This is a genomic window from Embleya sp. NBC_00896 (assembly GCF_045207785.1).
In the GTDB taxonomy this organism is placed as follows: domain Bacteria; phylum Actinomycetota; class Actinomycetes; order Streptomycetales; family Streptomycetaceae; genus Embleya.
On sequence record NZ_CP108776.1, the window covers coordinates 5,472,445 to 5,492,246 of the forward strand.

General features: G+C 67.8%; 13 protein-coding genes, 1 tRNA gene and 1 pseudogene. 11 read left to right on the top strand and 4 right to left on the bottom strand.

The window, feature by feature from the left end; translation table 11 throughout:
* Positions 1-212 precede the first annotated feature (212 nt).
* The 3 genes from gltB (at position 213) to pyk (ending at position 7,788) form a co-directional block, all read left to right on the top strand.
* Positions 213-4,763, top strand: a complete 4,551-nt coding sequence (gltB, locus tag OG928_RS24860) for a glutamate synthase large subunit (protein ID WP_406287513.1) — start codon at positions 213-215, stop codon at positions 4,761-4,763.
* Complete coding sequence (locus OG928_RS24865) at positions 4,756-6,216, top strand: glutamate synthase subunit beta (RefSeq protein WP_406287516.1); 1,461 nt, start codon at positions 4,756-4,758, stop codon at positions 6,214-6,216. The genes gltB and OG928_RS24865 overlap by 8 nt, the downstream gene beginning before the upstream one ends.
* A 147-nt stretch (positions 6,217-6,363) precedes the next feature.
* The gene (gene pyk / locus OG928_RS24870; RefSeq protein WP_406287519.1) at positions 6,364-7,788 is read left to right on the top strand and encodes a pyruvate kinase; all 1,425 of its coding nucleotides are present in this window, start codon (positions 6,364-6,366) and stop codon (positions 7,786-7,788) included.
* Between the two features lie 48 nt (positions 7,789-7,836).
* Here pyk and OG928_RS24875 read toward each other — a convergent pair whose 3' ends face one another.
* The 3 genes and pseudogenes from OG928_RS24875 to OG928_RS24885 form a co-directional block, all read right to left on the bottom strand.
* Positions 7,837-8,385: a helix-turn-helix domain-containing protein gene (locus tag OG928_RS24875; protein WP_406291186.1), complete on the bottom strand. Its 549-nt coding sequence runs from the start codon at positions 8,383-8,385 to the stop codon at positions 7,837-7,839.
* Positions 8,386-8,490: 105 nt separating this feature from the next.
* Positions 8,491-8,592, bottom strand: a pseudogene (locus OG928_RS24880) (helix-turn-helix domain-containing protein); the annotation flags it as partial.
* 72 nt (positions 8,593-8,664) lie between these two features.
* Positions 8,665-8,737: transfer RNA gene (locus tag OG928_RS24885), tRNA-Leu, on the bottom strand.
* A 111-nt stretch (positions 8,738-8,848) separates the two neighbouring features.
* Between OG928_RS24885 and OG928_RS24890 the strand changes: the two genes are divergently transcribed.
* The 6 genes from OG928_RS24890 (at position 8,849) to OG928_RS24915 (ending at position 15,116) form a co-directional block, all read left to right on the top strand.
* Positions 8,849-9,469: an ANTAR domain-containing response regulator gene (locus tag OG928_RS24890; RefSeq protein ID WP_406287522.1), complete on the top strand. Its 621-nt coding sequence runs from the start codon at positions 8,849-8,851 to the stop codon at positions 9,467-9,469.
* Between the two features lie 287 nt (positions 9,470-9,756).
* Positions 9,757-10,968 (top strand): branched-chain amino acid ABC transporter substrate-binding protein, encoded by a 1,212-nt coding sequence (locus OG928_RS24895; protein ID WP_406287524.1) that lies wholly within the window; start codon positions 9,757-9,759, stop codon positions 10,966-10,968.
* Between the two features lie 101 nt (positions 10,969-11,069).
* Complete coding sequence (locus OG928_RS24900) at positions 11,070-11,990, top strand: branched-chain amino acid ABC transporter permease (protein WP_406287527.1); 921 nt, start codon at positions 11,070-11,072, stop codon at positions 11,988-11,990.
* Positions 11,987-13,408, top strand: a complete 1,422-nt coding sequence (locus OG928_RS24905; protein ID WP_406287529.1) for a branched-chain amino acid ABC transporter permease — start codon at positions 11,987-11,989, stop codon at positions 13,406-13,408. Before OG928_RS24900 ends, OG928_RS24905 begins: the two co-directional genes overlap by 4 nt.
* A complete protein-coding gene (locus OG928_RS24910) occupies positions 13,405-14,325 on the top strand; it encodes an ABC transporter ATP-binding protein (RefSeq protein WP_406287531.1) in 921 nt (306 codons plus the stop codon). The genes OG928_RS24905 and OG928_RS24910 overlap by 4 nt, the downstream gene beginning before the upstream one ends.
* Positions 14,326-14,411: 86 nt before the next feature.
* Positions 14,412-15,116, top strand: coding sequence for an ABC transporter ATP-binding protein (locus OG928_RS24915; RefSeq protein WP_406291188.1), 705 nt, complete (start codon positions 14,412-14,414; stop codon positions 15,114-15,116).
* 87 nt (positions 15,117-15,203) lie between these two features.
* Here the strand turns inward: OG928_RS24915 and OG928_RS24920 are convergent, their stop codons facing one another.
* Positions 15,204-15,584, bottom strand: coding sequence for a PaaI family thioesterase (locus tag OG928_RS24920; protein ID WP_406291190.1), 381 nt, complete (start codon positions 15,582-15,584; stop codon positions 15,204-15,206).
* A gap of 94 nt (positions 15,585-15,678) precedes the next feature.
* On the opposite strand from OG928_RS24920, the gene polA reads away from it, so the two are divergent.
* Positions 15,679-18,432, top strand: coding sequence for a DNA polymerase I (gene polA, locus OG928_RS24925; protein ID WP_406291192.1), 2,754 nt, complete (start codon positions 15,679-15,681; stop codon positions 18,430-18,432).
* A gap of 120 nt (positions 18,433-18,552) precedes the next feature.
* Positions 18,553-19,782 carry a hypothetical protein gene (locus OG928_RS24930; protein ID WP_406287533.1) on the top strand — a complete coding sequence of 410 codons (1,230 nt, stop codon included), beginning with the start codon at positions 18,553-18,555 and terminating at the stop codon, positions 19,780-19,782.
* Positions 19,783-19,802: the final 20 nt, after the last annotated feature.

Here is a 19,802-nt window from a genome sequence, read left to right on the forward strand (position 1 = left end):
TGGAATGGTCGGGAATGAGCCAGCTGATATGCCAAGGCGACCGGCACGGCACAGCGGTCGGCGGCCCGGCTGTTCACATGCCGAGACGAGATGTCCCGGGTTCCGGATGGCCGTACTGATCGTGTAACCTGCAAGAAATCGCATAGGGCCAACGTCGTCCCTGTTGCGCACCACACGCCACGACGACGACGGGAGCGCCCATGCCTCCTGCCATGCCCGCAACTCCGGGCCCCCTCTTCTCCGCGATTCCCGCGGCACAGGGGTTGTACGACCCCCGTAACGAGCACGACGCCTGCGGTGTCGGATTCGTGGCCACGCTCACCGGCGAGCCCAGCCACGACATCGTCGACCAGGCCCTCACCGTCCTGCGGAACATGGAACACCGCGGCGCCACCGGCGCCGAACCCGACACCGGCGACGGCGCGGGCATCCTCATCCAGGTCCCCGACGCGTTCCTGCGCGAGACCACGGGCTTCGACCTGCCCGCCGCCGGCGCCTACGCCGTCGGCATCGCCTTCCTGCCCGACGACGACGTGCACGCCGGCCGCGCCAAGTCCTCCATCGAGCGGATCGCCGCCGAGGAGAACCTGCGCGTCCTGGGCTGGCGCGAGGTGCCCACCACACCCGGCCTCGTCGGCAACATGGCCCGCGAGACCATGCCGCGCTTCAGCCAACTCTTCGTGGCCGGCGTCGACGACAGCGTCACCGGCATCGCGCTCGACCGGCTCGCGTTCGCGCTGCGCAAGCGCGCCGAGCGTGAGGTCGAGGTGTACTTCGCCTCCCTCTCCGCGCGCACCCTCGTCTACAAGGGCATGCTCACCACCGGGCAACTGGAGCCGTTCTTCCCCGACCTGTCCGACCGGCGCCTCGCGTCCGCGATCGGCCTCGTCCACTCCCGGTTCTCCACCAACACCTTCCCGGCCTGGCCGCTCGCCCACCCGTACCGCTTCATCGCGCACAACGGCGAGATCAACACGGTCAAGGGCAACCGCAACTGGATGGCCGCCCGCGAGTCCATGCTCGCCACCGACCTCATCCCCGGCGACCTCACCAGGCTCTACCCGATCTGCACGCCCGAGGCATCCGACTCGGCGTCCTTCGACGAGGTCCTGGAACTGCTCCACCTCGGCGGCCGGCCGCTCCCGCACGCCGTGCTCATGATGATCCCCGAGGCGTGGGAGAACCACGCCACCATGGACGCCGCCCGCCGCGCGTTCTACAAGTTCCACGCCACCGTCATGGAACCCTGGGACGGCCCCGCCTGCGTCACCTTCACCGACGGCACCCTCATCGGCGCCGTCCTGGACCGCAACGGCCTGCGCCCCTCCCGCTACTGGGTCACCGACGACGGCCTCGTCGTGCTCTCCTCCGAGGTCGGCGTCCTCGACATCGACCCAGCCAGGATCGTCCGCAAGGGCCGACTCCAGCCCGGCCGCATGTTCCTCGTCGACACCGAGGCCCGCCGCATCGTCGAAGACGACGAGATCAAGACCGCGCTCGCCGCCGAGCACCCCTACCAGGATTGGCTGCACGCCGGCCTGATCAACCTCGAGGACCTCCCCGAGCGCGAACACGTCGTGCACACCCACGCCTCCGTCTCCCGGCGCCAGCAGACCTTCGGCTACACCGAGGAAGAACTCCGCGTCATCCTCGCGCCGATGGCCCGCGCCGGCGGCGAACCACTCGGCTCCATGGGCACCGACAGCCCCATCGCCGCGCTCTCCAGCAAGCCGCGACTGCTGTTCGACTACTTCGTCCAACTGTTCGCGCAGGTCACCAACCCGCCGCTGGACGCCATCCGCGAAGAGCTCGTCACCTCGCTCGGCAGCTTCGTCGGCCCCGAGGGCAACCTCCTCGACGCCCAGCCCGCCGACTGCCGCAACGTCGTCCTGCCCTTCCCGGTGCTCGACAACGACGAACTCGCCAAGCTCATCCACATCAACCTCGACGGCGACCAGCCCGGCCTCAAGGCCGTCACCATCTCCGGGCTCTACCCCGTCGACGGCGGCGGCGCCGCACTGGCCAAGCGCCTGGAGGAGATCCGCGTCGAGACCACCGGCGCGATCGCCGACGGCGCCCGCATCGTGGTCCTCTCCGACCGGCACTCCGACGCCGAACACGCGCCGATCCCCTCGCTGCTGCTCACCTCAGCCGTGCACCACCACCTGATCCGGACCAAGACCCGGACCCAGGTCGGCCTCATCGTCGAAGCCGGCGACGTGCGCGAGGTACACCACATCGCGCTGCTCATCGGCTACGGCGCCGCCGCCGTCAACCCCTACCTCGCGATGGAATCCGTCGAGGACCTCGTCCGCGAAGGCGTCTTCCTCGGCGGCATCGAATCCGACCAGGCCATCCGCAACCTGATCAAGGCGCTCGGCAAGGGCGTCCTGAAGGTCATGTCCAAGATGGGCATCTCCACCGTCGCCTCCTACCGCGGCGCCCAGGTGTTCGAAGCCGTCGGCCTCGCCGAAGACTTCGTCGCCGAATACTTCACCGGCACCACCAGCAAGCTCGGCGGCATCGGCCTCGAAGTCGTCGCCGAGGAAGTCGCCCGCCGGCACGCCAAGGCCTACCCGCCCACCGGCATCGCCCCCTCGCACCGCCGGCTCGAAATAGGCGGCGAGTACCAGTGGCGCCGCGAAGGCGAACCGCACCTGTTCGACCCGGAGACCGTCTTCCGGCTCCAACACTCCACGCGGACCCGCCGCTACGACATCTTCAAGAAGTACACCCAGCGCGTCGACGAACAGTCCCGACGCCTGATGACCCTGCGCGGCCTCTTCGCCTTCAAGGACGGCGCCCGCGAACCCATCGCCATCGACGAGGTCGAACCGGTCTCCGAGATCGTCAAGCGGTTCTCCACCGGCGCCATGTCCTACGGCTCCATCTCCATGGAAGCCCACCAGACCCTCGCCATCGCGATGAACCGCCTCGGCGGCAAGTCCAACACCGGCGAAGGCGGCGAAGACCCCGAGCGCCTGCACGACCCCGAGCGCCGCTCGGCGATCAAGCAGGTCGCCTCCGGCCGCTTCGGCGTCACCAGCGAATACCTCGTCAACGCCGACGACATCCAGATCAAGATGGCCCAGGGCGCCAAGCCCGGCGAAGGCGGCCAACTCCCCGGCCACAAGGTCTACCCCTGGGTCGCCCGCACCCGACACTCCACCCCCGGCGTCGGCCTCATCTCGCCGCCCCCGCACCACGACATCTACTCCATCGAAGACCTCGCCCAGCTCATCCACGACCTCAAGAACGCCAACCCGGCGGCCCGAGTGCACGTGAAGCTGGTCGCCGAGGTCGGCGTCGGAACCGTCGCGGCAGGCGTGTCCAAGGCACACGCCGACGTCGTACTCATCTCCGGCCACGACGGCGGCACCGGCGCGTCCCCGCTCACCTCGCTCAAGCACGCCGGCGGACCCTGGGAACTCGGCCTCGCCGAAACCCAGCAGACGCTGCTGCTCAACGGCCTGCGCGACCGCATCGTCGTGCAGACCGACGGCCAGCTCAAGACCGGCCGCGACGTCGTCATCGCCGCCCTCCTGGGCGCCGAGGAATACGGCTTCGCCACCGCGCCGCTCGTCGTCTCCGGCTGCGTCATGATGCGGGTCTGCCACCTCGACACCTGCCCCGTGGGCGTCGCCACCCAGAACCCCGTCCTGCGCGAACGCTTCACCGGCCAGGCCGACCACGTCGTCAACTTCTTCGAGTTCGTCGCCGAGGAAGTCCGCGAACTGCTCGCCGAACTCGGCTTCCGCACCCTCGAAGAGGCCGTCGGCCACGCCGAACTCCTCGACACCGGCGCGGCGGTCCGACACTGGAAGACCGTCGGAATCGACCTCGCACCGCTGTTCCACGTGCCCGCCCTGGCCGAGGGCGCCGTCCTGCACCACACCAGCCCGCAGGACCACGGCCTCGCCAAGGCACTCGACAACCAACTCATCCAACTCAGCGCCGACGCGCTCGAGAACGGCGAGAAGGTCGTCATCAACCTCCCCGTGCAGAACATCAACCGCACCGTCGGCACGATGCTCGGCCACGAGGTCACCAAGCGCTACCGCGGTGCCGGCCTGCCCGACGACACCATCGACATCACCCTCACCGGGTCGGCCGGACAGTCTTTCGGCGCCTTCGTGCCCAAGGGCATCACCCTGCGCCTCGAAGGCGACGGCAACGACTACGTCGGCAAGGGCCTCTCCGGCGGCCGGATCATCGTCCGCCCCGACCGCACCGCGACCTTCCCGGCCGAAGACAACATCATCGCCGGCAACGTCATCGGCTACGGTGCCACCAGCGGCGAGATCTACCTCCGCGGCCTCGTCGGCGAACGCTTCTGCGTCCGCAACTCCGGCGCCACCGCCGTCGTCGAAGGCGTCGGCGACCACGGCTGCGAATACATGACCGGAGGCCGCGCCGTCGTGCTCGGCCGCACCGGCCGCAACTTCGCCGCCGGCATGTCGGGCGGAGTCGCGTACCTCCTCGACGCCGACCCGAACAACATCAACACCGAACTCGTCGGCGTCGAGGAACTCGACGCCGCGGACCGCGCCGAACTGCACGACGTTGTGCGCCGGCACCACGAGGAGACCGACTCGGCCGTCGCCGGGCAACTGCTCTCCGACTGGGACGCCGCCTCCCGGCGCTTCACCAAGATCCTGCCCAGGGACTACAAGGCAGTGCTCGCCGCCAAGGACGCCGCCGAGCGAGCCGGTCTCACCGAGACCGAGATCGTCCAGAAGATGATGGAGGCGGTTCATGGCTGACCCGAAGGGCTTTTTGACCACGCCCCAAGAGCTCGGCAAGCGTCGCCCCGTCGACGTGCGCATCCGGGACTGGAAGGAGGTGTACGAGGAGCGCACACTGCTCCCGATCATCACCGAACAGGCCGGCCGCTGCATGGACTGCGGCATCCCGTTCTGCCACAACGGCTGCCCGCTCGGAAACATCATCCCCGAGTGGAACGACCTGGTCTGGCGCGACGACTGGCAGGCCGCGAGCGAGCGCCTGCACGCGACCAACAACTTCCCGGAGTTCACCGGGCGGCTGTGCCCCGCCCCGTGCGAGGCCGCGTGCGTGCTCGGCATCAACCAGGCGCCGGTCACCATCAAGAACGTCGAGGTCTCGATCATCGACCGGGCCTGGGACGACAACAACGTCGCCCCGCAGCCGCCCGAGCGCCTCTCCGGCAAGACCATCGCCGTGATCGGCTCCGGCCCCGCCGGCCTCGCCGTCGCCCAGCAGCTCACCCGCGCCGGCCACACGGTCGCCGTGTACGAACGCGCGGACCGGATCGGCGGGCTGCTCCGCTACGGCATCCCCGAGTTCAAGATGGAGAAGCGACACATCAACCGCCGCATCGAGCAGATGCGCGCGGAAGGCACCAAGTTCTACACCGGCATGCAGATCGGCACCGACCTCGACGCGGCCAAGCTCCGCCGGCGCTACGACTCCGTCGTGATCGCCGCCGGCGCCACCGCGGCGCGCGACCTGCCGATCCCCGGCCGCGAGTTCGGCGGCGTGCACCAGGCGATGGAATACCTCCCCTTCGCCAACAAGGTGCAGGAGGGCGACCTCGTCGCCTCGCCGATCGACGTGGCCGGCAAGCACGTGGTGATCATCGGCGGCGGGGACACCGGCGCCGACTGCCTCGGCACCGCGCACCGCCAGGGCGCGGCCTCGGTCACCCAGCTGGAGATCATGCCCCGGCCGTCCGAGGAGCGGATCGCCACGCAGCCGTGGCCGACGTACCCGATGACGTACCGGGTCGCCAGCGCGCACGAAGAGGGCGGCGAGCGCGTGTACGCGGTCAACACCCAGGAATTCGTGGGCGGCGAGGACGGGCGGGTCAAGGCCCTCAAGCTGGTCGAGGTCGAGTTCAAGGACGGCCGCTTCGTGCCGGTGCCCGGCAGCGAGCGGGAGATCCCGGCCGACTTCGTCTTCCTCGCGATGGGCTTCACCGGCACCGACCGGTCCAACGGGCTGGTCGAACAGCTCGGGCTCGACCTCGACGAGCGCGGCAACGTCGCGCGCGACGAGTCGTTCGCGACGAACGTCGACGGCGTCTTCGTGGCCGGCGACGCCGGTCGCGGGCAGTCGCTCATCGTCTGGGCGATCGCCGAGGGTCGCGCCTGCGCGGCCGCCGTCGACTCGTGGCTGACCGGTGGCACGAACCTGCCATCGCCCATTCGGCCGACGGACCGACCGCTCACCGTGTGAGAAATCGGGACGAGTTCGAATACCCACGGAAACTTGTGTGAACGGGAAAGGGCGTCGCCATGGCGGCGCTCTTTCCGCATCCTGGAAAAGCGCCATATACCGGACGCGGGTACGGCTTACTCGGCGGTAGGAACTAGGCTCTTGACCATGCGTCGAGCCAAAATTGTCTGCACCCTGGGTCCTGCCACCAACTCGTACGAACAGATCCGCACGCTGGTCGACGCAGGCATGGATGTAGCCCGCTTCAACCTCAGCCACGGCGCGTACGCCGAGCACGAGGAGCGTTATCACCGCGTTCGCCGGGCATCCGACGAATCCGGTCGCAGCGTCGGCATTCTCGTCGACCTCCAAGGCCCCAAGATCCGCCTGGAGACCTTCGCCGAAGGCCCCGTGCTCCTGGAGCGCGGCGACGAGTTCACGATCACGACCGAGGACGTCCCCGGCGACAAGCACGAGGTCGGCACCACGTACAAGGGCCTCACCGCCGACGTGACCAAGGGCGAGCGGATCCTGATCGACGACGGTCGGGTCACCCTCGAGGTCGTCGACGTCGAGGGCCCGCGCGTGCACACGATCGTCATCGAGGGCGGGATGGTCTCCGACCACAAGGGGCTCAACCTCCCCGGCGTGGCCGTGAGTGTTCCCGCGCTGTCCGAGAAGGACATCGAGGACCTCAAGTGGGGCCTCAACCTCGGTGCCGACATGATCGCGCTGTCCTTCGTGCGTGCCGCGAGGGACATCGAGGACGTCCACAAGATCATGGACGAGGTCGGTATCCGGCTCCCGGTGATCGCGAAGATCGAGAAGCCGCAGGCGGTGGACAACCTCGAGGAGATCGTCCACGCCTTCGACGCCATCATGGTCGCCCGCGGCGACCTGGGCGTCGAGATGCCGCTGGAGGCCGTGCCGATCGTGCAGAAGCGCGCGATCACGCTGGCCCGGGCCAACGCCAAGCCCGTCATCGTCGCCACCCAGATGCTCGACTCGATGATCAGCGCCTCGCGCCCCACGCGCGCCGAGGCGTCCGACGTCGCCAACGCCGTCCTGGACGGCGCGGACGCGGTCATGCTTTCGGGTGAGACCTCGGTCGGCAAGTATCCGATCGAGACCGTCAAGACCATGGCACGGATCGTCGTCGCGGCCGAGGACTCCTCGGCGATGCGCGAGGAGATCCGCGGCCTCGCCGGCCCGCGTACGCAGGGCGGCGTGATCGCGAAGGCCGCGATCGAGATCGCCGAGCGGTTGGACGCCAAGTATCTGGTGGCGTTCACGCAGAGCGGCGACACGGGCCGCAGGTTGTCCCGTTACCGCTCGATGATCCCGATGCTGGCCTTCACCCCCGAGCCCTCCGTGCGCAGCCGCCTGGCGCTCACGTGGGGCCTGGAGACGTTCCTCGGCCCGCTGTGCGACCACACCGACGAGATGGTTCGTCAGGTCGACGCGGCGCTGCTGGCGATCGGCCGCTGCAAGAAGGGCGACCTGGTCGTCATCACGGCCGGCTCCCCGCCCGGCGTCCCGGGTTCCACGAACCTGATCCGCCTGCACCACATAGGAGACATCCCGAACGCGTAACACCCCGCACCACTACCGATGGCCCGTCACCCCCGCGGTGGCGGGCCGTCAGTATTTGGGCCCGATGTGCTCGTCCATGAGCGCGACGGAGGCCCGGCGGGCGACGGAGAGGACATTTCGGCGCGCGAATTTCCACTCGACACCGAGCTGGTCGAGGGTGGTCGTGAGGATGCGCATGATGTCCATGGACTCGTTGCTGAAGAGGTAGCGCGGGTATTCGTAGCGCTTGCGTTCACCGCCGACCGTACGGGTGGTCCAGTTCACATTCCGGCAGCCGTCGGAGTGGATGAGCCCGCGAACGAGGGCCCATGGTTCGGCTCGGACGATCTCGTTTTGCCAGGGCTCCAGGACGATCGACCGCTCGTGCTTGCGGCCGGGGCCGTGTTGCGGAAAGAGGCAAGTCCAGTGTCGGGAGTACGACTTCACGTCAGTGCAACCCGTCCGCTGTACACGGGAGGTGGAGGCTTGGGGCAGGACCACTCGCATCGCAGCTTCAGCCTCGTCGATGAGGCCGGGCCAAGCGTCGCAACATGAGACGGTCAGGTGATGCTGGCGTGGTTTGCTGATGATGTGGCCGTCGCCCAGATAGATGCCCAACAAGTATGCATAGGCGTTCGGCGTGATCTTAGGGTGATCATGTTGGCACGCTACGTATGCGCGTTCTGTGTTCGGCTTGCGTCGAGTGCCCCAGCGCCAATGGCGTACCGATCGCACGGAAACGCCACAGGCCTCTGCGACTGCCGCGTCTGTCAGTCCTTGTTCGTGGAGGCGCAGTGCCAGATCCACGGTCTCTTGCGGGTACATGCGTACGAGAATTCACGCAAGAGTACGAACAAGCAGTCGAACGAGTTGGATTCACTCGAACGGACTAGCTAGTGCCCCGGGTCGGTTTCGAACCGACACTGGATGGGTTTTGAATCCATGGCCTCTACCGTTGGGCTACCGGGGCGGCAAAGCTGGGCACTTCGTCGTCTGCGCGAGACCCAACCCCTGCACGAGGAACACCATACCGCCTCTCGGTACCCTCGTGTCCGCACCATTTCGACGATCGAGGAGCCACGTGACCGCCGCCACGCAGCCGCCCGCCGCGGCGCAGGACAGCCAGCGCGCCCGTGTCGTCATCGCCGAGGACGAGGCGCTGATCCGGCTCGATCTCAAAGAGATGCTGGAAGAAGAGGGGTACCACGTCGTCGGCGAGGCCGGCGACGGGCAGCGGGCCGTGGAGCTCGTTCAGGAGTTTCGCCCCGACCTGGTCATCCTCGACGTGAAGATGCCGATCCTCGACGGCATCTCGGCCGCCGAGCAGATCGCCCAGGCGCGCCTCGCGCCGGTGCTGATGCTGACCGCGTTCTCGCAGCGCGAGCTGGTCGAGCGGGCCCGGGACGCCGGTGCGATGGCCTATCTGGTCAAGCCGTTCACGAAGGGCGACCTCGTTCCGGCGATCGAGATGGCCGTCTCGCGGTACACCGAACTGGCCGCCTTGGAGCGCGAGGTCGGCGATCTGACCCAGCGGCTGGAAACGCGCAAGCTGGTGGATCGCGCCAAGAGCGTGCTCCAGGAGAAGTACGGAATGTCCGAGCCGGACGCGTTCCGCTGGATCCAGAAGGCCTCGATGGACCGGCGGATGTCGATGCGCACGGTAGCCGAGGTCGTGGTGTCCGGAGGCGACGTCGCCGACTGACCCAGCCCTACCGATACTCCTACGAACCCGCCCGAGTGTGGTCAAACCGGGCGGGTTCGGTGTTTTTCGGGCATCAGATGATCAGATTTGATCACTTTGCTTCGAACATTTTCATTCAGTGTTTCTTTTGGATTACATCTGGTTACGGGCGCATCACATCTCGGCCGGCGCACTGCCGCTGCCGTTCCTGCCGGACTACATTCCGGGCACCGCATGTTCATCGCGGTTTGTGGAGGCGCCCCGTGCGGGCTCCCTAGGCTTTTTTCTACAAGGGGTTGGGGTTTGCTGTGCTCAAGCGACGCGTAGTCAATATCGCGCTGCCCATCGCGGCAGCCGCGCTCGTGCTTTCCGCGTGCGGCAGTGATGATGACGACAAGGACAAGAAGGCCGGTGACACCGGCGGCAACTCCGCGGACAGCGGTAAGCCGACCTGGACGATCGGTTTCCAAGCAGGGCTCTCGGGGGAGAACGCCCAGCTTGGTATCAACGAAGAGAACGGCGCGCGTCTCGCCGTCGAGCAGGCCAACGCGAAGGGTGATCTTCCCTTCACGCTCAAGTTCAAGACCTCGGACGACGAGGCGTCGGAGACCAAGTCGGTCTCCGCGGCTCAGAAGCTGATCGACGACAAGAACGTCATTGCCGTCGTCGGTCCCGCCTTCTCCGGCCCCACGAAGGCCGCGTCGCCGAACTATGCAAAGGCGAAGCTCGCCACGGTTTCCCCGTCGGCGACGAACCCGTCCCTGACGAACGAGGCGAACAATTTCACCGCGTTCCTGCGGGGCACGCCGAACGACAACGCCCAGGGCAGCGGGATGGCGAAGTACCTCGCCAAGAAGCTCCAGGCCAAGAAGGTCTTCGTCGTCGACGACAAGACCGAGTACGGCGTGGGCCTGTCGAAGGTGGCCAAGAGCGAGCTGGAGAAGGCCGGTGTCCAGGTCGTCTCGGACAGCGTGCCGAAGGCCACCCCGGACTACGGTCCGATCTCCACGAAGATCAAGAACTCCGGCGCGGACGCCATGATCTACGCGGGCTACTACCAGGACGGCGCGCCGTTCGCGAAGAAGCTCAAGGAGGCGGGGTTCACCGGTCCCAAGTTCTCCGGTGACGGCACCAACGACTCGCAGTTCGTCTCCCTCGCCGGGGACGCCTCGAACGACTGGTACCTGACCTGCCCGTGCTCGGACGCGAACGTCGAGGCGGCCACGAAGACGTTCACGGACGACTACAAGAAGCGCTTCAGCACGAACCCGAGCACCTACTCGGCGGAGTCGTTCGACATCGCCAACCTGGTGATCGACCAGATGAAGACCTTCGGCAAGGAGAGCATCACCCGCGAGGCGATGCTCAACAAGCTCAAGGGTGCTTCGTACAAGGGTCTGACCAAGACCTTCAAGTTCCTGCCGAACGGCGAGTACGACGGCGCCACGACCTTCATCTACCAGGTCAAGGGCGGCAAGATCGGCTACATGGGCAACATCGACCAGCTCGTGGGCGGCTGACCCCTTCGTTAGGGGCGGCACAACCAGACGATCGGGCCCGGGTCTTCCCGGAGTTTCGGGAAGACCCGGGCCCGTCCGGTTTTCTTGAGGAAGCTTTCCTTATGCGACCTGATGAAATCCTGGATTATCTTATTCCAGGAATCATGCTCGGTGCGTTGTACGCGGTGATCGCCATCGGCTATACCCTCGTCTATGGCGTGCTGCAGCTCATCAACTTCGCGCACAGCGAGGTTTTCATGGTGGGCGCCTACGCGGCGCTCCTGGCTTTGACCGCAATCGACCCCAGTAATCCGACGACTCTCATGTCGGTATTCCTGGTGGCGATCGGTCTGGCCGTCTCCGGTACCGCCGGTGCGGCCACGGCCTTTACGCTCGAAAAAGTGGCGTACAGACCGCTCAGACGCAGGAACGCGCCACGATTGGCGTTCCTGATCAGCGCGATCGGCGCCTCCTACTTCCTCCAGAACCTTGCGGGGAAGTTGTTCGGCCGCGACGCGCGTGCCCTGCCGACGCTCTTCGAGAACAAGAAGGTCTTCTCGGTCTTCGGCACCCAGGTCACCATCCTTCAGCTGCTGATCGTTTGTGCGGCTGTGCTCATGATGATCGGCCTGGACTACCTGGTGAACCGCACCAAGCTCGGCTCGGGTATCCGCGCCGTCGCGCAGGACGCCGAGACGGCGGGCCTGATGGGTGTGGACATCGACAAGGTGATCTCGCGGACGTTCATCATCGGCGGGTTCATGGGCGGTATCGCCGGCTTCCTGTTCGGCCTGCACCTCCAGCTGTCGTTCACGATGGGCTTCCTGCCCGGTATCACGGCGTTCGCCGCGGCGGTCGTCGGCGGTATCGGCAACATTCGCGGCGCGATGATGGGCGGCATGCTGCTCGGCATCGTCGAGAGCTTCTCGTCGCCGATCTTCGGTGAGTCGTGGCGTTACGTCAGTGCCTTCGTGGTGCTGGTCCTGGTGCTGATGTTCCGGCCGACCGGCATCCTGGGCGAACGTCTGGGGAGGTCGGCGTGACCACGACGACGACGGACAAGGAATTCGCGCCGACCGCGTCGGCGCTGGCCAAGTTGCGCCGCAAGCGCTGGTATCAGCACCCGATGGTCGGGCGCTTGGTGGGCATCGTGTCGGCGGCCGTGCTGCTCGATGTGATGAGCGGGCCGCAGGGCAGCCGTGACGACATCTTCTTCTCGCTGGACGAGACCCTCGGGTCGCTGCGTCTGCTGTGGTGGATCCTCGGCGCGGTCGTGCTGTGGGCGATTCTCGAATTCACCCAGCCGCTCTACGCCCGGTATGTGGCCCCTTCGGTCGGGCCGCTGGATCGCTTCTACCGGCCGGTGACCGATGTGCTCCAGAGCGCGAAGGACACGACCCGGAGCACGACGGCCCAGTGGCGCAGGATCATCTGGGTCCGCCTGGGTGTCTCGCTGTTGGTGATCGGGCTGCTGATCCTGCTGCCGAACCTGTTGTCCACGTTCTGGAACCAGGTCCTGGTGAACGAGGTGGCGATCTACGTCCTCCTCGCGATCGGTCTGAACGTCGTGATCGGTTGGGCGGGTCTGCTCGACCTGGGCTTCATCGCGTTCTTCGCGATCGGCGCGTACAGCACGGCGTACTGGACGGGCGCGATGCCCGTGCAGCCGCCGATCACGCTGAACGCGTTCCTGGTGATCCCGGTCGCGGTGGTGACGTGTCTGCTGGCGGGCCTGCTGCTCGGTGCGCCGACGCTGCGGTTGCGCGGTGACTACCTGGCGATCGTGACGCTCGGGTTCCACGAGATCATCTACCTGATCGCGAAGAACTCCGACGGGTTCACCAACGGTCCGCGTGGTGTGCAGGGCATCTCGAACTTCGCCGTGCACATCGGCCCGATCGACTACGACTGGGAGCTCGACCCGGTGCCGTACTGGTACCTGTTGATCGCGATCGCGACGATTTTGATCATCGCGTTCCTGCGGTTGGAGCACTCGCGCGTGGGTCGGGCCTGGACGGCGATCCGCGAGGACGAGGTGGCCGCTTCGGCGACCGGCGTCGCGACGGTGAAGTTCAAGCTGATGGCGTTCGCGATCGGTGCGTCGACGTCCGGCATCGCCGGTGTGGCGTACGCGAGCAAGGCGGCGTTCATCTCTCCGGAGAGCTTCCTGCTGCTGTTCTCGGTGCTCGTGGTGGCGTACGTGATCTTCGGCGGCATGGGTTCGCTGTGGGGCGTCATCATCGGTACGGCGTTCCTGGCCTGGCTGCCCCAGTACATGAAGGACTGGGTCAACCCGAACGACCGCTTCATGTACCTCGGCGCGCTGCTGATCGTCATGATGATCTACCGGCCGCAGGGGCTCATTCCCTCGGTCCGGCGAAAGCGTGAGCTGACGATGGCCAAGCAGGGTCTCGGCGACGCGGACGCGATGACGGAGCCGGCCGGCGGGAGGATGACGTGAGCACCACGAAGACCCAGGCGGGCGAGACGCCGCGGGTGAACGCGGACGACCAGGTCCTGTCGGCGCGTGGCGTCACGCTGCGCTTCGGCGGCCTGGTGGGTCTGTCCGATGTGGCGTTCGATCTGCACCGGGGCGAGGTCCTGGCGGTGATCGGCCCCAACGGCGCGGGCAAGACGTCGCTGTTCAACTCGCTGACCGGGATGTACGTCCCGCAGGAAGGCAGCATCGTGCTGCGCGACCGGGAGGGGCGCGAGCATTCCCTCAAGGGCCGCAAGCCGCACTTGGTCAACCGGCTCGGGGTGGCCCGGACGTTCCAGAACATTCGCCTCTTCGGTGCCTTGACGGCGCTGGAGAACGTGAAGATCGCGGCGGAGACCCGGCAGAAGTCGGGCCCGGTCTCGATCATGCTGGGGCTGCCGAACGCCCGGCGCGAGGACCGCGCGAGCGACCGGCGTGCGCTGGAGCTGCTGCACTTCGTCGGCATGGACCACCTGCTCAACGAGCTGGCCGCGTCCCTGTCGTACGGCCAGCAGCGCAGTCTGGAGATCGCCCGCGCGTTGGCGACCGATCCCCAGGTGCTGCTCCTGGACGAGCCCGCGGCGGGGACGAACCCGACCGAGAAGCTCGAACTGGAGGTGCTGATCCGGCGGATCAACCGCGAGTTGGGGATCAGCGTGCTGCTGATCGAGCACGACATGCGGTTGGTGATGTCGGTGGCGGACCGGGTGACGGTGCTCAACTTCGGCAAGGTGATCGCGCAGGGGTCGCCGTCCGAGGTGCAGCGCAACCCCGCCGTCGTGGAGGCCTATCTGGGCGCCGAGATGGCCGCGGAGATGGTGGCCGCGGGCGAGAACGCCGCGGCCGAGGTCGCGGATGGCACGGTCCCCGCGCAGCGGGATGGGGAGGACGAGCAATGAGCGGCGCCGAGTCCACGGGTACGGGCGCGGACGCGGTCGGGCTGGCCAAGCCGGCCGGGACGACGGCCGTCGCACCCCGCAAGAAGATGCTCGAACTCGACAATCTGCACGTGTTCTACGGCGCCATCCAGGCGCTCAAGGGCGTGCACATCGAGGTGAACGAGGGCGAGATCGTGGCCCTGCTCGGCGCGAACGGCGCGGGCAAGACCACGACGCTGCGGACGATCTCCGGTCTCCTGACGCCCCGTGAGGGCGAGGTCAGGTGGCGCGGTGAGCGGATCGACGGCGTGCCGGCGCACCACGTGGTGGGTCTGGGTATCGGCCATTCTCCCGAGGGTCGCCGGGTGTTCCCGGCGATGACCGTCGTGGAGAACCTGAACATGGGCGCGTACCGGTTCAAGTCGGTGTCCAAGTCCGAGCTGGACCGGGTGTTCGAGTTGTTCCCGCGGCTGCACGAGCGGCGCTCGCAGTTGGCGGGCACGTTGTCGGGTGGCGAGCAGCAGATGCTCGCGATCGGGCGCGCGCTGATGGGGCAGCCGAAGCTGCTGCTCCTGGACGAGCCGTCGATGGGTCTGGCGCCGCTGATCGTGGCGCAGATCTTCGAGATCATCCGGGAGATCAACGAGCAGGGCACCACGGTGCTCCTGGTGGAGCAGAACGCGGCGCAGGCGTTGCGGTTGGCGCACCGGGGCTATGCCTTGGAGACGGGCTCCGTGGTGCTGTCGGGTCCGGCCGATCAGCTGTTGTCGGATCCGAAGGTGCGCGAGGCGTATCTGGGTGAGGGCGCCTAGCCACGGCGTCGGGCATCGGTCCGTGTGGGCATCCGCGCGGCGGAGGGGGTCGGCCCCTCCGCCGCGCGGTGGCGTTTGCGGGCTCGGTCAGCCGCGCTTGATCATGCAGCTGAGGCGGGCGGTGCAGATGCGCTTGTCGTCCTCGTCGGTGATGACGATCTCGTAGGTGGCGAGGCTGCGGCCGAGGTGGATGGCGGTGGCGACGCCGGTGACCAGGCCGGCCTTGGCGGAGCGGTGGTGGGTGGCGCTGATCTCGATGCCCAGGGCGATGCCGTCGCGGCCGGCGTGCAGTGCGGAGCCGACGGAGCCGAGGGTTTCGGCGAGGACGCAGGACGCGCCGCCGTGCAGCAGTCCGTAGGGCTGGGTGTTGCCCTTGACGGGCATGGTGGCGACGACGCGTTGGGCGGAGGCTTCCACGTATTCGATCCCCATGCGCTCGGCCAGGGTGTCCTGGGCGCCGAGGTTCATGAACGCCAGGACCTCTTCGAGGGTGGGCGGCGGGGTCTGGTCGTGCATGGGGTGCTCCTCCGGAAACGTGGTTGTGTCGGCCTGACAGCCTAGGATCGCGGTCGTGGCAGCGACTCAGACCCCCCAGACCTCCGTTCCCGCCGGTTCCCGGCCGCGACTTCTGCTGCTCGACGGGCACTCCCTGGCCTATCGGGCGTTCTACGCGCTCAAGGAAGCGTCGATGAGTACCGCGACGGGTCAACCGACCCAGGCGGTCTATGGGTTCACGTCGATGTTGGTGAACGTCTTGCGGGACGAGGCGCCGACCCATCTCGGGGTGGCGTTCGACGTGTCCCGGCGTTCGTTCCGGACCGAGGAGTTTCCGGATTACAAGGCGAACCGGTCGGAGACTCCGGAGGAGTTCAAGGGCCAGATCGAGCTGATCGTCGAGGCGTTGCACGCGATGGGTGTGCCGACGATGCGGGTCGCGGGCTTCGAGGCCGACGACGTGATCGCGACGATCGCGACGCGGGCGGCGGCCGAGGGTTTCGAGGTGTTGATCCTCACCGGCGACCGTGACTCGTTGCAGTTGGTGACGCCGGACGTGACGGTGCTGTATCCGATGATGGGCGTGAGCAAGCTGCACCGGTTCACGCCGGCGGCGGTGGAGGAGAAGTACGGCCTGACGCCGGCTCAGTATCCGGATTTCGCGGCGCTGCGCGGCGACCCGAGCGACAACCTGCCGGGCATTCCGGGGGTGGGCGAGAAGACTGCCGCGAAGTGGATTCGCGAGTTCGGTTCGTTCACGGACCTGATGGAGCGGGCGGACGAGGTCAAGGGCAAGGCCGGGCAGAATCTGCGCGATCACCTGGACAACGTGAAGCTGAATCGCCGGTTGACCGAGCTGGTGCGCGATGTCGAGCTGGAGGTGACGCCGACCGAGCTGGAGCGCATGCCGTTCGATCGGGAGGCGATCGAGGTCGTGCTGGACGCGTTGGAGTTCCGCAACGCGAGTTTCCGGGATCGGCTGTGGGCGGTGGATCCGGGTCTGGTGATCGCTGCGGCGCAGGCGAAGGCGGAGCCGGGCTTCGAGATGCACACGACGGTGGTGGAGCCGGGTGGTCTGACGGCGTGGCTGGAGGAGCACGCGTCGGGCGCGGAGCGTACGGGTCTTGCCGTGGAGGGTGTGTGGGGTCGGGGGACGGGCGCCGTGAAGGGGCTGGCGTTCGCCGGCGCGGACGGCACGGCGGCGTTCGTGGACCCGTTGACGATGGACGAGGGCGACGACGCGGCGCTGTCGGCGTGGTTGGCGGATCCGCAGCGGCCGAAGGCGGTGCACGACGCGAAGGGTCCGATCCTGGCCCTGGCGGCGCACGGCTGGGCGTTGTGGGGGGTGACCAGCGATACCGCGCTCGGTGCGTATCTGGTGTTGCCGGGTCAGCGTTCGTTCGCGTTGGACACGCTCGTGGAGCGGTTCCTGGGCCGTGAGTTGAAGGCGGACCAGTCCGACGCCGCCCATGGGCAGTTGTCGCTGGACATGTCGGGTGAGGACGACGCCGGGCAGGGCGAGGTGCTGATGCTGGCGGCGCGCGCGGTGGTGGATCTGGCCGCCGCGTTGGATGTGGAGTTGGCCGCGAAGGGTGGCCTGGAGCTGCTCCAGGACATGGAGTTGCCGTTGCTTCCGGTGCTCGCGCACATGGAGCAGTTGGGCATCGCGGCCGATCTGCCGTATCTGGAGGAGCTGCAGGAGCAGTTCGCGGCGGCGGTGAAGCAGGCGACGGAGGAGGCGCATGCCGCCGTCGGGCACGAGTTCAACCTGGGTTCGCCCAAGCAGTTGCAGGAGATCCTGTTCAACGAGTTGAACCTGCCGAAGACGAAGAAGATCAAGACCGGGTTCACCACCGACGCCGACGCGCTCACGTGGCTGGCGACGCAGACCACGAATGAGTTGCCGGTCATCCTGTTGCGCCACCGCGACCAGACCCGGCTGCGCACCACGGTCGAGGGTCTGATCAAGACGGTCGGCGACGACGGGCGTATCCACACCACGTTCAATCAGACCGTGGCGGCGACGGGCCGGTTGTCCTCGCAGGACCCGAACCTGCAGAACATTCCGATCCGTACCGAGGAGGGGCGGCTGATCCGGCGCTCGTTCGTGGTGGGCGAGGGCTTCGAGGGTCTGCTGACGGCGGACTACAGCCAGATCGAGCTGCGCATCATGGCGCACCTGTCGGAGGACGCCGCGTTGATCGAGGCGTTCACGACGGGGGAGGACCTGCACACGACGATGGCCGCGCAGGTCTTCGGGGTGGCGCCCGACGCGGTGGACCACCAACTGCGCAGCAAGATCAAGGCGATGTCGTACGGATTGGCGTACGGGCTCTCGGCGTTCGGTCTGTCGCAGCAGTTGGACATCGAGCCGGGCGAGGCGCGCGGTCTGATGGAGAACTACTTCGAGCGGTTCGGCGGGGTGCGCGACTACCTGCAGAAGGTGGTCGAGGAGGCGCGGCAGACCGGTTACACCGAGACGGTGTTCGGCCGGCGTCGTTACCTGCCGGACCTGACCAGCGACAATCGCCAGCGCCGCGAGATGGCCGAGCGGATGGCGCTCAACGCGCCGATCCAGGGTTCCGCGGCGGACATCGTCAAGGTCGCGATGTTGGGTGTGGATCGCGCGATGCGGGACGAGAAGCTGGCGTCGCGGGTACTGCTCCAGGTCCACGACGAACTCGTTCTCGAGGTCGCGCCGGGCGAGCGTGAGCGGCTGGAGGCGCTGGTGCGTCGGGAGATGGCGAGCGCGTATCCGCTGCGGGCTCCGCTGGACGTCTCGGTCGGTTTCGGGCCGAACTGGGAGGACGCGGGGCACTGATCGTGAATGAGTGTGCCGTGGGGGTGGAGAGCCGGCCGAAGCTGTCATAGGTTCGCACGGTCACCGGTGGTAGAGGCCGACCGGTTGGCGGTCGAATCAGCGCACAGAGGGGGGAGCTTCGTGGAAGAGGCCGAGTCGAGGCCCGATCCGCAGAAGCCGGGTGTGTCGGACGAGGGCGCGGTGGAGCCGGCGGCGGAGCGAATATCCGCTCCGGCTCCCGCGTCCGAGCCCGTGTCCAAGCCCGAGCCCGTGTCCAAGCCCGTGGCGACGTCGATGTCCGACGGGCAGGACGCGCCGCGCCCGCGCAGACGCGTGCTGAACCCGTGGATCGGCAGCGCGGCGGCGATCTTGGTGGTGCTGGCCTGCGGCGCGGCGGTGCAGTCGCCGTTCTCGATGGTGACCGCGCACCGCGTGCCGACGTCGGACCTGCCGCGGCTCTCGGATCCCGCGCCGGCGAACGGTACCTCGGTCAACGGCGGCGGGCCGGGCCACTTCGAACTCCCGCCGGTGGTGCCGGCGGCCGTGGCCGGGGCGCCGACGACGGCTCCCGCCACGACGGCCTCGCCCGGCGGCGCCACGGCCCCGGCCGGCACTCGCGGTACGTCGGCGACCGGCACGGGCGGCATTCCGCAGACGGTGCTGGCGGCGTATCAGCAGGCCGCGTCCAACCTGGCTCGGATGGATCCGGGCTGCAAGCTGCCGTGGACGCTGTTGGCCGGGATCGGCCGGGTGGAGTCGGAGCACGCGTACGGCGGCAACGTGACCGCGGACGGCACGGCGGTGACGCCGATCCTGGGCCCGCGCCTGGACGGCCGGCAGTTCGCCCGGATCACCGACACCGACGGCGGTCGCTACGACTTCGACACCGAGTTCGACCGCGCGGTGGGTCCGATGCAGTTCATCCCCTCCACCTGGAAGGGCTGGGGCATGGACGGCAACCGGGACGGTCAGGTCAATCCGCAGAACGTCTTCGACGCCACCCTGGCCGCGGGGCGCTACCTGTGCGCGGGCGACCGGGACCTGTCCAAGGAGGCGGGCCTGAACGCGGCGATCTACAGCTACAACCACTCGGACGAGTACCTGCGCACGGTCAAGTCGTGGATGACGTACTACGCGACGGGTGCGCGGGCGGTGCCGGACGTGCGGCAGTCCACGTCCAAGCCGCCGACATCCAAGCCGCCGGTGAGCAAGCTGCCCACGAGCAAGCCGCCGACCACGAAGCCCGCTTCGAGCGACCCGGCGACGACTCCGCCGGCGAGCGCGTCGGGTTCGGGCTCGCCGTCGGCGTCGCGCACGACGGGCGGGGAGAGCGCGTCGTCCTCGGCCACGGACACCGCGCCCGCGTCCTGACCGAGGGCACCGAAGCCCGA